Origin of the sequence: Desulfurispirillum indicum S5, assembly GCF_000177635.2 — a bacterium.
Classification (GTDB): domain Bacteria; phylum Chrysiogenota; class Chrysiogenetes; order Chrysiogenales; family Chrysiogenaceae; genus Desulfurispirillum; species Desulfurispirillum indicum.
This window is the reverse complement of record NC_014836.1, coordinates 2,247,267-2,263,016: the sequence shown is the minus strand read 5'-3', so window position 1 is coordinate 2,263,016 and position 15,750 is coordinate 2,247,267. Positions and strand designations below refer to the sequence as shown.

General features: G+C 56.3%; 13 protein-coding genes. 12 read left to right on the top strand and 1 reads right to left on the bottom strand.

Features of this window, described 5'->3' with window-relative positions:
- The first annotated feature begins 63 nt into the window (after positions 1-63).
- From SELIN_RS10615 to SELIN_RS10560, 12 genes are all read left to right on the top strand, one after another.
- Positions 64-810 carry an SAM-dependent methyltransferase gene (locus SELIN_RS10615; protein ID WP_013506667.1) on the top strand — a complete coding sequence of 249 codons (747 nt, stop codon included), beginning with the start codon at positions 64-66 and terminating at the stop codon, positions 808-810.
- A gap of 76 nt (positions 811-886) precedes the next feature.
- Positions 887-1,864 carry a hypothetical protein gene (locus tag SELIN_RS10610; RefSeq protein WP_013506666.1) on the top strand — a complete coding sequence of 326 codons (978 nt, stop codon included), beginning with the start codon at positions 887-889 and terminating at the stop codon, positions 1,862-1,864.
- 219 nt (positions 1,865-2,083) lie between these two features.
- Positions 2,084-2,554, top strand: a complete 471-nt coding sequence (locus SELIN_RS10605; RefSeq protein WP_013506665.1) for a DUF6194 family protein — start codon at positions 2,084-2,086, stop codon at positions 2,552-2,554.
- Between the two features lie 93 nt (positions 2,555-2,647).
- A complete protein-coding gene (locus SELIN_RS10600) occupies positions 2,648-3,064 on the top strand; it encodes a VOC family protein (protein ID WP_013506664.1) in 417 nt (138 codons plus the stop codon).
- Between the two features lie 121 nt (positions 3,065-3,185).
- Complete coding sequence (locus tag SELIN_RS10595) at positions 3,186-4,172, top strand: diaminopimelate dehydrogenase (protein ID WP_013506663.1); 987 nt, start codon at positions 3,186-3,188, stop codon at positions 4,170-4,172.
- Positions 4,173-4,378: 206 nt separating this feature from the next.
- On the top strand, positions 4,379-5,041 hold the full coding sequence (locus tag SELIN_RS10590; RefSeq protein WP_013506662.1) for an SDR family oxidoreductase: 663 nt from the start codon (positions 4,379-4,381) through the stop codon (positions 5,039-5,041).
- Between the two features lie 126 nt (positions 5,042-5,167).
- Positions 5,168-6,787, top strand: coding sequence for a fumarate hydratase (locus SELIN_RS10585; RefSeq protein ID WP_013506661.1), 1,620 nt, complete (start codon positions 5,168-5,170; stop codon positions 6,785-6,787).
- A gap of 302 nt (positions 6,788-7,089) precedes the next feature.
- The gene (locus SELIN_RS10580; protein ID WP_013506660.1) at positions 7,090-7,497 is read left to right on the top strand and encodes a hypothetical protein; all 408 of its coding nucleotides are present in this window, start codon (positions 7,090-7,092) and stop codon (positions 7,495-7,497) included.
- A 112-nt stretch (positions 7,498-7,609) separates the two neighbouring features.
- A complete protein-coding gene (locus tag SELIN_RS10575) occupies positions 7,610-8,746 on the top strand; it encodes a PQQ-dependent sugar dehydrogenase (RefSeq protein ID WP_013506659.1) in 1,137 nt (378 codons plus the stop codon).
- 126 nt (positions 8,747-8,872) lie between these two features.
- Entirely contained in the window at positions 8,873-11,908 is a 3,036-nt protein-coding gene (locus SELIN_RS10570; RefSeq protein ID WP_013506658.1) for a leucine-rich repeat domain-containing protein, read from the top strand.
- Entirely contained in the window at positions 11,905-13,425 is a 1,521-nt protein-coding gene (locus tag SELIN_RS10565; protein WP_013506657.1) for a FecR family protein, read from the top strand. Before SELIN_RS10570 ends, SELIN_RS10565 begins: the two co-directional genes overlap by 4 nt.
- Positions 13,422-14,786 carry a surface lipoprotein assembly modifier gene (locus tag SELIN_RS10560; RefSeq protein WP_013506656.1) on the top strand — a complete coding sequence of 455 codons (1,365 nt, stop codon included), beginning with the start codon at positions 13,422-13,424 and terminating at the stop codon, positions 14,784-14,786. The genes SELIN_RS10565 and SELIN_RS10560 overlap by 4 nt, the downstream gene beginning before the upstream one ends.
- Positions 14,787-15,001: 215 nt before the next feature.
- Here the strand turns inward: SELIN_RS10560 and SELIN_RS10555 are convergent, their stop codons facing one another.
- Positions 15,002-15,706 (bottom strand): SapC family protein, encoded by a 705-nt coding sequence (locus SELIN_RS10555; protein ID WP_013506655.1) that lies wholly within the window; start codon positions 15,704-15,706, stop codon positions 15,002-15,004.
- Positions 15,707-15,750 lie beyond the last annotated feature (44 nt).

The following is a 15,750-nucleotide window of genomic DNA, read 5'->3' as shown; positions in this document are numbered from 1 at the left end:
GCGCCGCTTCACCTGAAGGTCAAACAGTGGTAGATTTTCCTTGCCTGTAAGGAGGTTTTCTCAATGGATATCCCACGAATTTTCAACATCAGCGAAAGCGCCCATCGCATCCATAACCCCTTCACACCGGAAAAGTTCGCCACACTCGGCGCCGTGCTGCGCCTGGAGCCGGGAACGCGCGTGCTCGACCTTGGCAGTGGCTCCGGCGAAATGCTGTGCACCTGGGCACGCGATTACGGAATTACCGGCGTCGGCATCGACATGAGCCAGCTGTTCAGTGAGCAGGCGAAACTCCGCGCCACAGAACTTGGCGTCGCCGATCAGGTCGCATTCATCCATGGCGACGCAGCCGGTTACGTAACCGACGAAAAATGCGGTGTGGCAGCCTGTGTGGGTGCTACCTGGATTGGCGGGGGAGTTGCCGGCACCATAGAACTCCTGAAAAAGAGCCTTTACACTCACGGAATCATCCTTATCGGCGAGCCTTTCTGGCGGCAATTGCCGCCGACGGAAGAGGTTGCGAAGGAGTGCTTTGCCACCGCCATCTCCGACTTTCTCACACTTCCTGAGCTTGTCGCGACTTTCGACGAACTCGGCTACGACCTTGTGGAAATGGTCTTGGCAGACCAGGAAGGCTGGGACCGGTACGAGGCAGCCAAGTGGCTCACCATGCGTCGGTGGCTTGAAGCAAACCCCGAAGACGACTTCGCGAAAGAAGTTCGGGCTCAACTGACCACGGCACCAAATCGTCATGTCGCGTACACGCGCGAATACCTCGGCTGGGGCGTATTTGCTCTTATGGAGCGGTAATGGAGGCGCTTTCGGTAGCTGGGGAAATTCATATATTATTTTAGTGCGCTATTTTGCTCACACGAGGACTAACATTATGCAAAAGGATAAAACGCATAATTGCTTTGCTACTCTTAGCTTAGTTTGCACTCCGATCCCTAATAGTCTCGCTGCAAATGTGACCGGGAATATTACTTATATGGAGATCATTCGGCAAAGTGACTTCTATGTAATTGGCGGACGTCCACAAGCTTCTTTCTGCGATTTTTATCATGAACCAAAGAGCAATACTCTGTGTTTTTCATTAGAAGTCGCAGGAGGCAAAAAAGACACAGGCTTGATTCTGTTAGATCGGATGACCAGCTTTAATGAAAGTCTTGACAATTTGGATATTGAGATTATAGCTGATGGATCTGTCCTCATAATATCAGTCGTGAGAAACAATGGGGAGAAGCAGCCAATCGCATGTTTTAGGCCAGATACTATATTAATGTGGAGAGGTCGCAAGGAATTATTTATTAAAGGCTTAGATTTATTTCTCGAACTTTCTACTTACGACTTATTATACGTTGGGATAGCAAAGAAGGGAGATACATATGATCGCCTATTTGCAAAAGGCCACCAAGCAAGAATGCAAATCTTGGCAAGTGAACCTCAACGATTCCCAGGAGCACGAGTTAGTGATGAGATTTATCTTTTTCCATTTAAAGTTGAACCATTATTTATAAATGTGTTCAAGTCGGAATATGAAATCGAACAAGCCGATATTGACTTTGATTTTGATTCAAAAAAACTAGTTATTGATGCTGAAAAGGCGATGGTCAGTCTTCTTAAACCAAAGTATAACTATTCATTGTATCCAAACTATCCTAGAGGAAAGGATGGTCTATATGAGAGTGGATTGACCACCTACTCATATGCCATTTCTGAAGGGATGGCCTTCAGGACTGCCTACGGAACTATTAAAGGTGCCAGGGAGCGCGAACTAACTTTTTCAAATGAAGCCGACTTTATTATGGTGAAAGGTGATAATGTTAGCTTTCATATATCTGGTGTTGATTTCCCAGCAAAGTGAAATTTTACTTGTGTCAATACTTAAGAAAAGATTTCACTCAACTTGATAATATACTGCATAAGTAATTTAATTTGGTTGGGACTCTCAAGTCAATTTTGATTGAAACGCGATTGATTTTAATCATCAATATTAATACGAGCTGAGCATGCTTTATATGCCTTGAAACAAGTTTAGTATGTTAATTTTCTTTAGACGCGATATCCCTACTCAGGAGTCCCCATGGCCCCCGATGAAATAGTCCGACAGATTACTGCGCGCTTTCCGGGCGTTATCCCCAAGGCGAGCTGGGGCGAGGTTTCCCTGTTTTACAACCCTGGTGGAGTATTGCCCAATGGGGTGTATTTCTGCACCATCAAAGACCATGATGGCGACAATGACAAAGCCTCGGCCCTCAATCGCGATGGGGTGTTCAGGCTTGCCATCGGGCTTGCGCCCGAGGATTACCGGAATCTGTTTGGCGAGAAGCCTGCGCGTCCGGCAAAGGGCGGGACTGTCAACACGGGCCACGATTTCACTGAGCTTGGAGTTCTTATGCCCCATCCGGTGTATGCCTGGATGGGCTGGGCGCAGATTCTGTGCCCGACTGAAGAGGCATTCGCGGGTATGATTTCACTGCTGGAAGGGGCTCACCGCGCTGCAGTTGTAAAATTCACGAGCAGTTTGCAGAAATACCTCAAAGCAAGCAGGTAATTGAAAAATTCTCAGGTGCAAGGCGCTCACGGAGTGAGGGTTTTTCAGCAGCCTGCAAAAAAGATAGCATTAATGCCAAAAGGGGGACTCCCGATGAAACCACGTATCAGTATGCTCACACTTGGGGCAAGGGATCTGGAGAAGTCCATTCGGTTTTATGAGCAGGGTCTTGGACTGCCGCGCATGCCATCTCCACCGCAGGTGGCATTCTTCACCCTGAATGGCAGCTGGCTGGGTCTTTATGGTCGGGAAGCCCTGGCGGAAGATGCGGGTGTCTCTGCGGGAGGGAGTGGCTTTGCCGGTATTGCCATGGCCCATAATGTGGACAGTGAGTCAGCGGTTGACGAGTTGTTGGAACAGGCGGTGGCTGCCGGTGCGCAATTGGTGAAACCCGGTCGGAAGACGTCCTGGGGCGGCTATGCGGGGTACTTCGCCGACCCGGATGGCTACCTGTGGGAAGTGGCCCATAATCCCTTCTTCTGGGTTGGCCCGCATGATGAAGAGGGCTGAGAGGGCCTTCGTATGCTTTGCCCCCATGCGTGTTTTTTCTTTCCCATGCCAGGGAAAGGCGTGAGCCTGCCGATAATTTCTGGTACTCTGCGTGATCCCATATTTGAGAAAAGGAGCTTCGATGACTGAAAAAATTCGTATCGGCATAGTGGGCCATGGCAATCTGGGGCGCGGTGTGGAAGTTGCGCTGACTCACTGCCCGGATATGGAACTGGTGGGGATTTTCACCCGCCGCGAGCCTTCAGGTATAACCCCTGTGGGTGAGGCGGTCTCCGTCTATTCCCTTGATTCCATCGATGATTTTCGCGACGCCATTGATGTGCTTATCCTCTGTGGTGGTTCCAAGGACGATCTTCCCCGGCAGTCCCCGGCGCTGGCTGCCAGGTTTAATATTGTGGACAGCTATGACACCCACAACAAGATTCCGGAGTTTTATGCGGCTGTGGATGCGGCTGCCAGCTCAGCTGAGCGTACTGCTGTCATCGCGGTGGGCTGGGATCCGGGTATGTTTTCCATCAATCGTCTGTATGGCGAGGCCATTCTGCCCGAAGGGGAAACCTACAGTTTCTGGGGCAAAGGGCTGAGTCAAGGGCATTCCGATGCGGTGCGCCGGGTTCCCGGTGTTAAAGCTGGCGTCCAGTATACCATTCCTTCAGAGAAAGCTATCGCACGGGTTCGCGATGGTGAGCAACCAGCGCTGTCCACCCGCGACAAGCATGTACGTGAGTGTTTTGTGGTGCTCGAAGAGGGGGCTGATGCGGAAGCGGTCAAGCAGGCTATTGTCACCATGCCGGACTACTTTGCCGACTATGACACCATAGTGAACTTTGTCTCTCGGGAAGAGCTGCAGCGCGACCACTCAGCCATGCCCCACGGTGGTTTTGTCATACATTGCGCCCAGTCGGCCAGCGGGGTGAAGCAGGTCATGGAGTTTTCCCTGAAACTGGACAGCAATCCCCAGTTTACCGCCAGCGTCATGGTTGCCTATGCCCGTGCCGCCTATCGGCTTCATTGCGCGAAGGAGTATGGCGCGCGTACCGTATTTGATATTGCTCCCGGCCTTCTTTCACCAAAGAGTCCGGCGCAGCTGCGTAAAGAGCTGTTATAATTTACAGCTGCCGATCAACCCCCACTGCTGCATGTCAGTTGGGGGTTGTTTTTTTGTGAGGGGGAGTCTTTATCTCTCCTGTTCTCGTCGATCGTGTTTATTGACGGAATAGTCCCCCCGTTCCCCGCTGATTTGCAGCGAATTTTTCCCATCACTTTCCCTTGTGCTATGCTGTGCAGAAATCAACCAACATATGGAGCAAGACCATGAAGCATGTTGTCATTACGGGTGCCAATCGGGGTATCGGGCTGGAGCTGGCAAAGCTCTATGCTGCCAAGGGCTGGAAGGTGACGGGAGTGTGCCGGGAGGGTTCGGCGGAGCTGTCGTCGGTTGCCTTTCAGGTTATCGATCATGTGGATGTGACCCGCGAGGCTGATGTACAGCGTCTGGCGGCAGCGCTGAAGGGGCAGGGGATCGACGTGTTGATCAACAACGCGGGACTGCTGCAGGATGAGGTGCTGGGCCAGCTGGATTTTGATTCCATCCGCCTGCAGATGGAGGTCAACGCCTACGCGCCTTTGCGGGTGACGGAGGCTTTGCTGCCGAACCTTGGCGAGGGCGGAAAAATTGCCAATATTACAAGTCGCATGGGTTCCATTGCCGATAATGATTCGGGCGGACGCTATGGTTATCGTGCTTCCAAAGCGGCGTTCAATGCCTTCGGGCGCTCCCTGGCCATGGACCTGAAGCCCCGTGGCATTGCGGTGGCCCAGCTGCACCCGGGGTTCGTGAAGACGCGCATGGTGAATTTCGGCGGGCTGATTACCCCCGAGGAGTCGGCCAGCGCCCTGTATCAGCGTATTGAAGAGCTCAATCTTCAGAACACGGGGTCTTTCTGGCACTGCAATGGAGATGCGCTTCCCTGGTGATACAAACGCTGTGCTATTTCGCTGTCTTCTTCCTCGACATATCCACAAAGTTTCGTATACAATGTGAAGAAAAGTGCAGAATATGCATGGAATGTGAATTCCGGCAAACCATAAAGGAGTGACGCTATGCCCGATTTTGTGTATCAGGAGCCTTTTCCGCTCAGCAAAGACAACACGAAGTACTACCTCGTCCCCGATTCCAAGAAGTATGTGAGCGTTTCCGAATTCGATGGGAAACCGGTGCTGAAGGTGGCTCCCGAGGGGCTGACCGTTCTGGCCAAAAACGCAATTCGTGATGTTTCCTTCCTGCTGCGCGTTGAACACAACGAGCAAGTGGCGAAAATTCTCAGCGATCCCGAAGCTTCCATGAATGACAAGGGTGTGGCAATCGCCTTCCTGCGCAACGCGGAAGTGGCAGCCAAGTTTCAGCTGCCCACCTGCCAGGACACGGGTACCGCGACGGTTGTGGCCAAAAAGGGCCAGCAGGTCTGGACGGGAGCCAATGACGAGGAGCTCCTCTCCAAGGGTATTTACGAAACCTATGCCGAAGAGAACCTGCGCTACTCCCAGACGGTGGCTCTCAACATGTACGACGAGAAGAACACCGGCACCAACCTGCCTGCCCAGATCGACATCATGGCCAGCTCCGGCGATGAATACAAGTTCCTCTTTATGACCAAGGGTGGCGGCAGCGCCAATAAGACCATGCTCTATCAGGAGACCAAGGCCCTGTTGACTCCCGAGAAGCTGGAGAAGTTCCTGGTGGAGAAGATGAAGTCCCTGGGAACGGCGGCCTGCCCCCCTTACCATATCGCCTTTGTCATTGGCGGCACCAGCGCCGACTCCTGCCTGAAGACGGTCAAACTGGCCACGGCCAAGTATCTGGACAACCTGCCCACCACGGGCAATGAGCATGGCCAGGCTTTCCGCGATGTGGAGCTGGAAGACAAACTGCTCCAGGCGGCCCAGAAGCTGGGAATCGGCGCCCAGTTCGGTGGCAAGTACTTCGCCCACGATGTGCGCGTCGTGCGCCTGCCCCGCCACGGTGCGTCCTGCCCGGTGGCCATGGCGGTTTCCTGCTCCGCCGACCGCAACGTCAAGGCCAAGATCAACAAGGATGGCCTGTGGATTGAGGAGCTGGATCGCGACCCCGGACGCCTGATTCCCCAGCAGTTCCGTGGCAAGCACAGCCACGGCGTGAAAATCGACCTGAATCAGGGTATGGAAGCGGTGCTGGCCGAACTGACCAAGCATCCCGTCTCAACTCCCCTGCTGCTGAACGGAACCATCGTGGTGGGCCGCGATATCGCCCACTCCAAGTTCAAGGAAATTCTGGACGCGGGCAAACCCCTGCCTGAGTACCTGAAAAAATACCCCATCTACTACGCTGGCCCCGCCAAGACACCTCCGGGAATGCCATCGGGCTCCTTCGGCCCCACCACGGCCGGACGCATGGACAGCTATGTGGACCTGCTGCAGTCCCATGGTGGTTCCCTGGTGATGATCGCCAAGGGCAACCGCAGCCAGCAGGTCACCGACGCCTGTAAAAAGCACGGTGGCTTCTACCTGGGCTCCATCGGTGGCCCTGCCGCGCTGCTGGCCGACGAGAATATCAAGAAGGTCGAGTGCATCGACTTCCCCGAACTGGGGATGGAAGCGGTCTGGAAGATTGAAGTTGAGGACTTCCCCGCCTTTATTCTGGTGGATGACAAGGGGAATGACTTCTTCAAGCAGATTGGCTGCTAAAAACCTCCATCTGCGGCGTTGCCCGCAGTCGCTCGTCGCTGCAACGTACGGGGAGTACGCTTCGCTCCTCGCTCCTCGCTCCTCGCTCCGCTGGCGCCTTGCACCTGAAGGTTTTTCAATTGCCTGCGCGTTTTGAGGTATTTCAGCAAGCCGTTAAAGCATCCATCTTTAACACTGCCTGACTGGTACCGTTTGGAGAGACGCTTCACCCCCGGCCCAGCCGGGGGTTTTTTATTGCCTGATACCCCCAAGAGTGGTACATCAGATCTCAGTAGAGAATGATTACTGAAAAAGGATTGCATATGCAGCTCAAACCGCTTCTCTTCCCCACGACAGATCGCACCTTTCCCGGCAAACGCTGGGTGAAAATCGCCCTGCGCAGCCTGCACATCTGGGCGGTGGCCGTGGTGGTGGGGGCCTATCTCTTCGGCATTCCCCAGTCGGCCTGGTATCTGTGGCATCAGATGTTTATCCTGACCGGTTTCGCCATGATTGCCCTGGATGGCTGGAGCAATGGTGTCTATTTCCTGCAGCTGCGCTGGTATGTGGTCATGGTGAAGATGGCGCTGCTGGCGTTCCTGCACCCCTGGTACCCGGAGCCCTTTTATTTCCTGGCGGGCATTCTCATTGTCTCTTCGGTGATTGCCCACGCGCCGGGTGATGTGCGCTACTTCTCTCCCTGGCATATGCGCCGACTGGAGCGTTTGTAACGCTTCGACCCGATTATTCGCGATTCTGTTTTGGCGCTCACTGGGGCTTTTCTGTTACACGGTCCCGTGGTAAGGTGGTGCGAAAAGGACGCGAATAATTTCGGGAGGCTTCATGATACGATTTCTCGGTTCACTGTTGGTCTTTTTCGCTTTTGGAGCGACGAAGGGCCTTGCAGCTTCATCATCCCATGCTTCCGAACTTCACCACTTCCATGTGGAGGAGGTGGTGGGCGGTCTCAGTCATCCCTGGTCCATTGTCTTTCTGCCCGATGGGGAAGTGCTGGTGAGTGAACGTCCCGGACGCCTGCGCCTTATCCGCGATGGCAGGCTGGAATCCATTCCGGTGCGTGGTCTGCCCCGCATCGACCCCAACGGACAGGGTGGGTTGCTGGATCTGGCCCTGCACCCCGACTTTGCCGAAAATCGCTGGCTCTATTTCAGCTATGTGGATCGTACCTCGGCGGGCTTCACCACCAATATGGCACGGGGCCGCTATCTGGATGGTCGCCTGACGGAAGTGCAGGTGCTCTTCACCGCTTTTCCCCGCAGCAGTGGCGGACGTCACTTTGGTGGGCGCATTGTCTTTGATGCCGCAGGCTATGTCTACCTCAGCATTGGCGATCGTGGCCAGATGGAGCGGGCCCAGGACTTCAGTGATCACGCTGGCAGTATCATCCGCCTCCACGACGATGGCCGCATCCCCGCCGACAATCCCTTTGCAGATGAAGCTGATATGAAACCGGAGATTTATGCCACGGGAACCCGCAACGCCCAGGGCATGGCCATGCATCCGCTCAGTGGCGAAATCTGGATGCAGGAGCACGGCCCCAGGGGCGGCGATGAGGTGAATCGCCTCATCGCTGGCGCCAACTACGGCTGGCCCAAGGCCACCCACGGCATCGACTACGATGGCTCCACCATTACCCCCCACACTGAGCTCCCCGGTATGGAGTCGCCCCTGTGGCACTGGACGCCTTCCATCGCTCCTTCGGGCATGCTCTTCTACGCTGGCGACATGTTTCCCCACTGGCAGAATCAGCTCTTTATCGGTGCCCTGCGCGGCCAGCTGATTTCTCGTCTGGAGACCAGTCAGGACGAGATGGGCCAGTGGCAGGTGCAAGAGGTGGAGCAGTTTTTTGAAGGGCAGAGCCGCATTCGCGATATTCGCCAGGCTCCCGATGGAAGCATCTGGGTGCTGACCGACCACAATCCCGGACAGGTGCTGCGCTTGATCCCCGTTTTGCCGTAACGACTTTACCTGACATTAAAATGGCATTTTGTGACAAAACCCCTTGTGATAATTCATCCTGGGGCATACAATGATTTCAATGTCCTTCATTGTCTGCAGCTTATGACGCTATCGCGGGGGTATGCCATGCCGAACAGGTACAGGGAATTTGTTGCCGGAAAAGCGCTGCTGCTTTTCCTTTTTTTGACGTTGAACGCCCAGACAGCCCTGGCGGCCTTTAACCTGGGAGGGCTCGAAACGTACCATCCGGGGGCCGTGGGATTCCCCACCCCTGAGAGCCGGCTGCAGTGGGGCAGCACCTACGAGATCACCTGGGACACCAGCCGGCTGACCGGTGAGAACATCTGGATCTATATGATTGCCGATGCATACTGGGGCCAGGGGGAAGATCAGCTCCTGCGCGACCTGGAAGACCATCCGTCCCATGGCTATGATCCCGGAAATCCAGGTGGAGAAGACGCTCTCCAGATCCTGGAGGGATTCTCGATTGGTGAGCTGGTTTACCCCCAGCCCCCGAATACCGGCTCCTATCGCTTCACCCCAATTCCGTATTATTACCAGGAAGGGTTGGCCCAGAAACTCCTCCTCTATGATTCCGAAGACAACTGGGCCATGAGTGCCGGCGTCTTCATGGTGGTGCCTCCCCTGCCTGACATCCGGGAGTACGGGGTCCACACCTTTCGGTCAGAATTTGACGGTCACACTCCCGTCGCCCTTTGGAACACGACGCTCTTTATGGGGCAATACGAGGTTGACGAAATAACGGAAGTCACCACACTGAGCATAGGTCGCATGGACCTGGAGGATGTTGCTGAACCCGGTGCATTGGAACCTGTGTACACCTTTGACTGCGCAGATCCTTCCTGTGAGTACGAGTCCTTTTCCCTGCGCTCCCTGGAACTCGTGGATGATCTGCTGCTGGCCAGCGTCAGGTATACCAATTACGGTACCTCTGAAGAAGAGGTGCGTCTCCTTCTCTTCGATGCCGCTGATCCAACTGTTCTGCCATACGAGTGGTTACTGGATTCCAGTGGGTTTAATGACGGCACCCTGGCGCTGTCCGGCAATCTGCTGGCGGTAATCACCCGCCAGGGGAGTGACAGCAGGGTTCAACTGCTGGAGGTGGGCTCTGGTCCACAGATTACTCCGGTCAGCACCATCATATTCCCCGGCGAATACCTCCATTCCCTGAGCTTTTCCGCTGATGGCAGCCTGCTTGCCATTGGCAGCCTGGGGAATCGTTTTTTCCTCTACGATGTTTCCAATCCCGCTGAGCCGGATCTCCTGGTCACGGAAGAGCTGGGAAGCCACAATCAGGTTACCGTCCGCTTTGGCGGGAGCAGCTGGCTGGTGGTGATGTACGATATCTACGATGGCATGGAGGGCAGCACTTATTATGTCCGCCTCTACGACACGGGTGATCCTGACGCTATTATTGCTCGGGACACACTGGAATTGTCTGCTGGAGCGTCTTCGGTGTCTCTGGATCTTGCAGGCGATCGTCTCTTCACTATGCACTCTCAGGAGGAGTTCTTTTTTGATGATGATGGTGATTCGCAGAAGCGCGAATACGCCCTGCTCTCCGTTTATGCCTACGACCAGGGCCAGTTGCTGAAGCTGGGGGGGCAGGCCTATACTCCATCGACATCGTATGTCGATGTCGATGGCCTGTCTGTGGTAGCCAACGCGAACCGTCAGATGGTGTTTATGTCCCTGAGTCGCGAAGGTAATTCTTTCCTGCGCCTCTACGCCACTCCGGCTTTCTCCGACCCCTTGCCCACTTCGGGTGTGGACACTGCGCTGCTGAACTCCCTGCGTGGCGCCCTGGGCAAGAGCGATATCACCATGGCCGATGTGCTGAGTACCAGAACCCTCAGCCTCACTGGCGTTGAGATCAGTGATCTGAACGGGCTGCAGCACTTTGTCAACCTGCAGGAGCTGAATCTGCGCGGGAATCTGAATGTCAGCGATCTGCAGCCACTCACGTATCTGAATCAGCTGCAGTGGTTGAGCCTTGGCGGCAGCAGTGTCGACGATCTCAGTGCCCTGGCAGCCCTGCCGGGCCTGGAGACCCTGGCGGTGTGGGGTACCGGGCTGACGGCTCTGGATATTGGCGGCATGACGCACCTGAAGAACCTCTATGCCAGCCACGGGGAGATTGCCGACGTCACTTCATTGCCTTCGGGGCTGGAGGAACTCTACCTGGACGGCAACAATCTGGAAGACCTGGACTTTCTGACGGGCCTGCCTCTGCTGCGGGTGCTCTACCTCGGGAATAATCAGATCAGTGATCTTGCTCCCGTCTCTGGCCGTGGCGGTCTGGAAGTGCTGCAGATCAGCGGAAATGCCATTGACGACCTGAGCCCCTTGAGCACACTGACCAATCTTCAGGAACTCTATGCCAGCGAAAATGACATTGCGGACATGGCGCCCCTGGTGGGGTTGAGTCACCTGCGCGTGCTGGATCTGTGGGGGAACCAGATCGTGAGTCTGCCAGCAGATCTCAGTGGCCTGAGCTCCCTGGAAACCCTGAATCTCGGCAATAATCAGCTGACGGATATTGACGGCCTGGCCGCGCTTTCCACCCTGAGCATCCTGCACCTGGACAGCAACCAGATCAGCGATGCCAGCGCCCTGGTACCTCTGGCTCCACCGCTGCAGTGGCTGAACCTCTTTAACAACCCCCTCAGCGAGCTCTCCGGCGCTTCGGTAGACATGCTGCGCCTGACGGGGGTGACCGTGGTGCTGACGGACACGGAGGGTGCGGGCAGCAGTGGCAGGGCTCTGGTGGTTGATGGCGACGGGCAGAGCAGTCAGAGCCAGTGCTTTATCGCCACCGCCGCTTACGGTTCGGCCCACCATTTTGATGTGCAGATTCTGCGTCAGATGCGGGATCGCTTTCTGCTGACCCACCCTGCCGGTCGCTGGCTGGTGCAGGAGTACTACCGGCTCTCTCCACCCGTGGCGCGCGCTATTGACGGCAGTGCCGGGATGATGCTGGCGACCCGCCTGCTGCTCTCCCCGGTGGTGGCCCTGGCCTACGGCCTGGTGTACTGGCAGCAGAGTCTGATGGTTCTGCTCTTCGGCCTGCTGACGCTTGGCTATCGGTGGCGGCGCGATCAACGGGTTGATGCGGTACTGTTGAGCGGGAGATTCTCATGAGATATCTGTTCTGTCTGATCTTCCTGCTGATTCTTTTGCCCTTACCGGCTCTTGCCACTGCTCCCGCGCCCGTGGGTACGGTGATAGGCCTGGAGGGGCAGGCCTGGGCTGCCACCGATGGCACGCGGCGCGGGCTGCGCCTTCAGGCGAAGGTCCATGCCGGAGAAGAGCTGCTGACGGGTGACAACAGTAAGCTGCAGATCCTCTTCAACGATGATTCCATCCTGAGCCTTGGCTCCCAAAGCAGCATGGTCATCGACCGCTATGTGTATGATCCGGACCGTGCCGCCAATTCGGGACTGGTGCAGCGCATGCAGCGGGGCACGTTCCGCACGGTCACCGGACGCATTGCCGAGCAGAATCCTGAAAACTTTGAAATTCAGTCACCCCTGGCCGTTATCGGCATTCGGGGAACAGATATCGTGGGTATGATCAATCCCGATGGCACCCATCAGGAAATCGGTACCATGAGCGGACGTATTCAGCATATGAGCCATGGGCAGATCCAACAGGTCACGCCTGGCAACTCTGTGGTGGCAACGCCCAGCGCCTTCACCTATGGCCCCATGAGCCCCGGTCTGCTGGCAGCTGCCATGGATCTTGGCAGCGTGGGTTTTGGCGATGCCGACAATGGAGGTGCTGCCGGGGAAGATGAAGCCACAGAAGAGGGCTCCTGGCCTGGGGATGAAAGTGACGATGGGGCCGAGGGTGATGGCTCCGATGGTCATGGAAGCCTGCTCCTGAAGGAGCAGGCTTCCATGGAGCAGCAGGCCGAAGATATTCAATCTGCCCAGAGTGCTCCCAGTGACCCTCAACCAGAACCAGAGCCTCAACCAGAACCAGAGCCGCAACCAGAGCCAGAACCAGAGCCAGAGCCAGAGCCAGAACCAGAGCCTGCTCTTACTTTGCATCCCGGAGGCAGTGGCCTTGCCTATGACCATGCCATTGCCGTGGCGGATCCGGAGGGTTCTCCCTGGAATCCCCACAGCCACTACACCTATGGAGAGACCGCTTTCATGGAATGGGGTTACTGGGCAGAGGAGCCTTCGTCCCTGGCGAATCGCGTCTATGATGTGCGCGGCAGCCTGATCTCCACGGAAGAGGTCAACCGCATGCGCGATGAGAATATCACGGCCACCTATTCGGGAACTGCCGAGGGCATCTACCGCGCCCTTGGGGAGACGGGGTACGCTGAGCTTGCCACGGGAAGTTTTTCGGGAGTGGTGAATTTCGGCAACAGCAGCCTGAGCAACTTCCGGGTGGAGTTCACGGGAGTGGACGGTTCCAGCATTGAACTGAGCGGCGGGCAGGGCGAACTGGTGAACGGTCAGTACCAGCTGAGTATCCATCAGTTCGAAACCGTGCGTTTGCCCCATGTGGACGTGAACGATGGCTTTCTCAAGGGCGGCATCTTTGGCCCAGGCGGAGCGGGTACCGGTGGAATCTGGGAGCTGCGCTCCGGGAACAGCTCCACTGACGCCCGGGCAACGGGTACCTTTGAAGGGGTGCGTCCATGATGCGTCGGATCACTGCTCTGCCATCGCTGCTGTTGTTGGGAAGGTCTCTGGTATGTGCCCTGGGTATCTTTGCCTCAGTGGCCATGGCGCAGCCTGTCTCGCAGCAGGAGCCTGCCCGCTCAATGGAGGAGATTCGTCAACTGCTGCAGGAGAATCAGGCGGAAAAAGCCTGGCAGCAGGCATCGGCCTTGATGCACCAGTATCCCCTGAACCACGATGTCAATTTCTACTATGGCCGGGCAGCCTATGCCACCGGGCGTTACGCCCATGCGCTTTTTGCCTATGAACGTCTGCTGGGACGCAATCCCCTGGCCCATCGGGTGCGCCTGGAGACGGGGCGCACCTATCTGGCGCTGAATCAACCGGAGAATGCCCAGCGACACTTCGAGGAAGTGCTGCGTCACGATCCACCACCGGCGGTGCGGCGCAATGTGGAACACCTGCTGGAACAGGTTTCCCGCAAGCAGCAGCCGGGGCGACTCAGCGGCAGCCTTTCCGCAGGGCTCTTCCATGATTCCAACGTGAACTTCGGCCTGAGTTCTTCCCTGGGCAGTGATCTGGATCAGATTCTGGATTTTTCCTCTCTGAAGTCCCGCAGCGACCAGGGTGTTTTCGCGATGGCCGGCGTGGTGTACGATCACCGGCTGGCAACGGTTGCGCCCTGGTATGTCACCGGTGGCGCCCAGTACTACCATCGGGGACATCTGGACGAGGATGACAGCGATCTTGGCTACGCGCGCCTGTTTGGTGGCTTCTGGACGACGGGAGCGCGTTCCATGACCCAGGTGCTTCTGAAGTACGAAGATATTCGACTTGGCTCGGAAAAGCTTTCCACCATAGTGGGCCTCGAGCCCACCTACGTCTACAGCATAGCGCCTGAGCTGCGTTCTCTTACGGCCCTGGTCGTGGAGCGCCGGGATCAGCGGAACAATGAACGCGACAGCGACTATCTGAGTCTGCAGGAGACCCTGCGCTGGCAGTACCACGAAGGTGGCGACAGCATCAGTGGCAGCCTGCGACTGGCCTTTGATGACGCCGAAGAAAAGGAATATTCATCGCGCCTGTGGGAAGTGCGCCTGGAGCATGAGCGGCGGGTGGATCTGTGGTCGGGGCGAGGGCTCATGGGTGCCCACTACCGTGAAGTGGTTTATGGGAGCGAAGGAAGAGTTCCCGTGGACAGTCTTGGCACCCTGGTGAAGCGCGACGACACCCAGATAGCCCTCTATGCTTCTGCGCAGCGTGAACTGCGTCCGGGGCTCCTGGGGGAGATTCGTCTGCAGTACACCGACAACGACTCCAACCATCCCCTGCAGCACTATGACAAGACCGTGTTCAGTGTGGCGGCACACTATCGGTTCTGAGTGCAGGCTGCTGAAAAGTCCTCAAGCTGTGGCAAGCGTAAAAAAGCCGGATCTGATAATTCAGATCCGGCTTTTGGCGTATGTTGTACACAGGCAGAAACCGCTTTCCGCATAGCTCCCAGACCGCGCTCGCCATCCTGGCTCGCTCTCGCTGTGCGGGACGCGGTTTTCCATACTCTTTCTGTCAGCAGCACATGAGGTTTCTCAGCAATCTGCTATGCCTGTGACTGCTGTATGCGAGCGAAGGTTTCCAGGTTATGCAGTGAGCTCAGGTGAGCGGCGATCATGCGGAAGAGGCCGGTGGCCATGAGGTTGGCCTGGGCGTCCTGGGGTAGCCGGGCGATTTTTTCTTCACTGATGCGGCTGAATCCGGACAGTCGGCAGGTCTCGTTGCCCACTTTCAGGTCGGCGTGCATCTCTTCAAACAGATCGAGGCTTTCCATGTGGTTCATGAAGCGTCGGGTTCGCTTCTGGGCTTCGTGGTACTCCTTGAGCATGCCCAGCACCGCTTTCAGAAAATCGCTGGCTTCGCCGTTTTCAAGGAAGAGCGGGTGGCCATGCTCCCGGCTGACAGCCCTCGAGGCGTGGTCAATGGCGGGTACCACCTGCTCACCGCTTTGCATGAAGAGAAAGGGGTAACAGCGCACATAGGCGGGAATATACATGCCGGTGCGCCAGTTTCCTTCACCGTCCACACACAGGTTGCGGCTCTGCTGAATGCCCAGCAGGCACAGGGATGTCATGGTGCCGCTGGCGGGATCTTTCGTGAAGACAATGGGAACGGATTTGGCTGCTTCTTCATATTCATCCACGGCCAGGGTGGCGGAGTGCAGGCCGGCGGCATGGGGATAGGTGGAGAGAGGGGTGACCTTGAGGTCCTTGTCGCGCTGATTTTCAATGGGCATGGGCTGTACGAACATGGGATCTCCTTGGGTGAGGTGGTGCATGGACAAAAAAGGCCTGG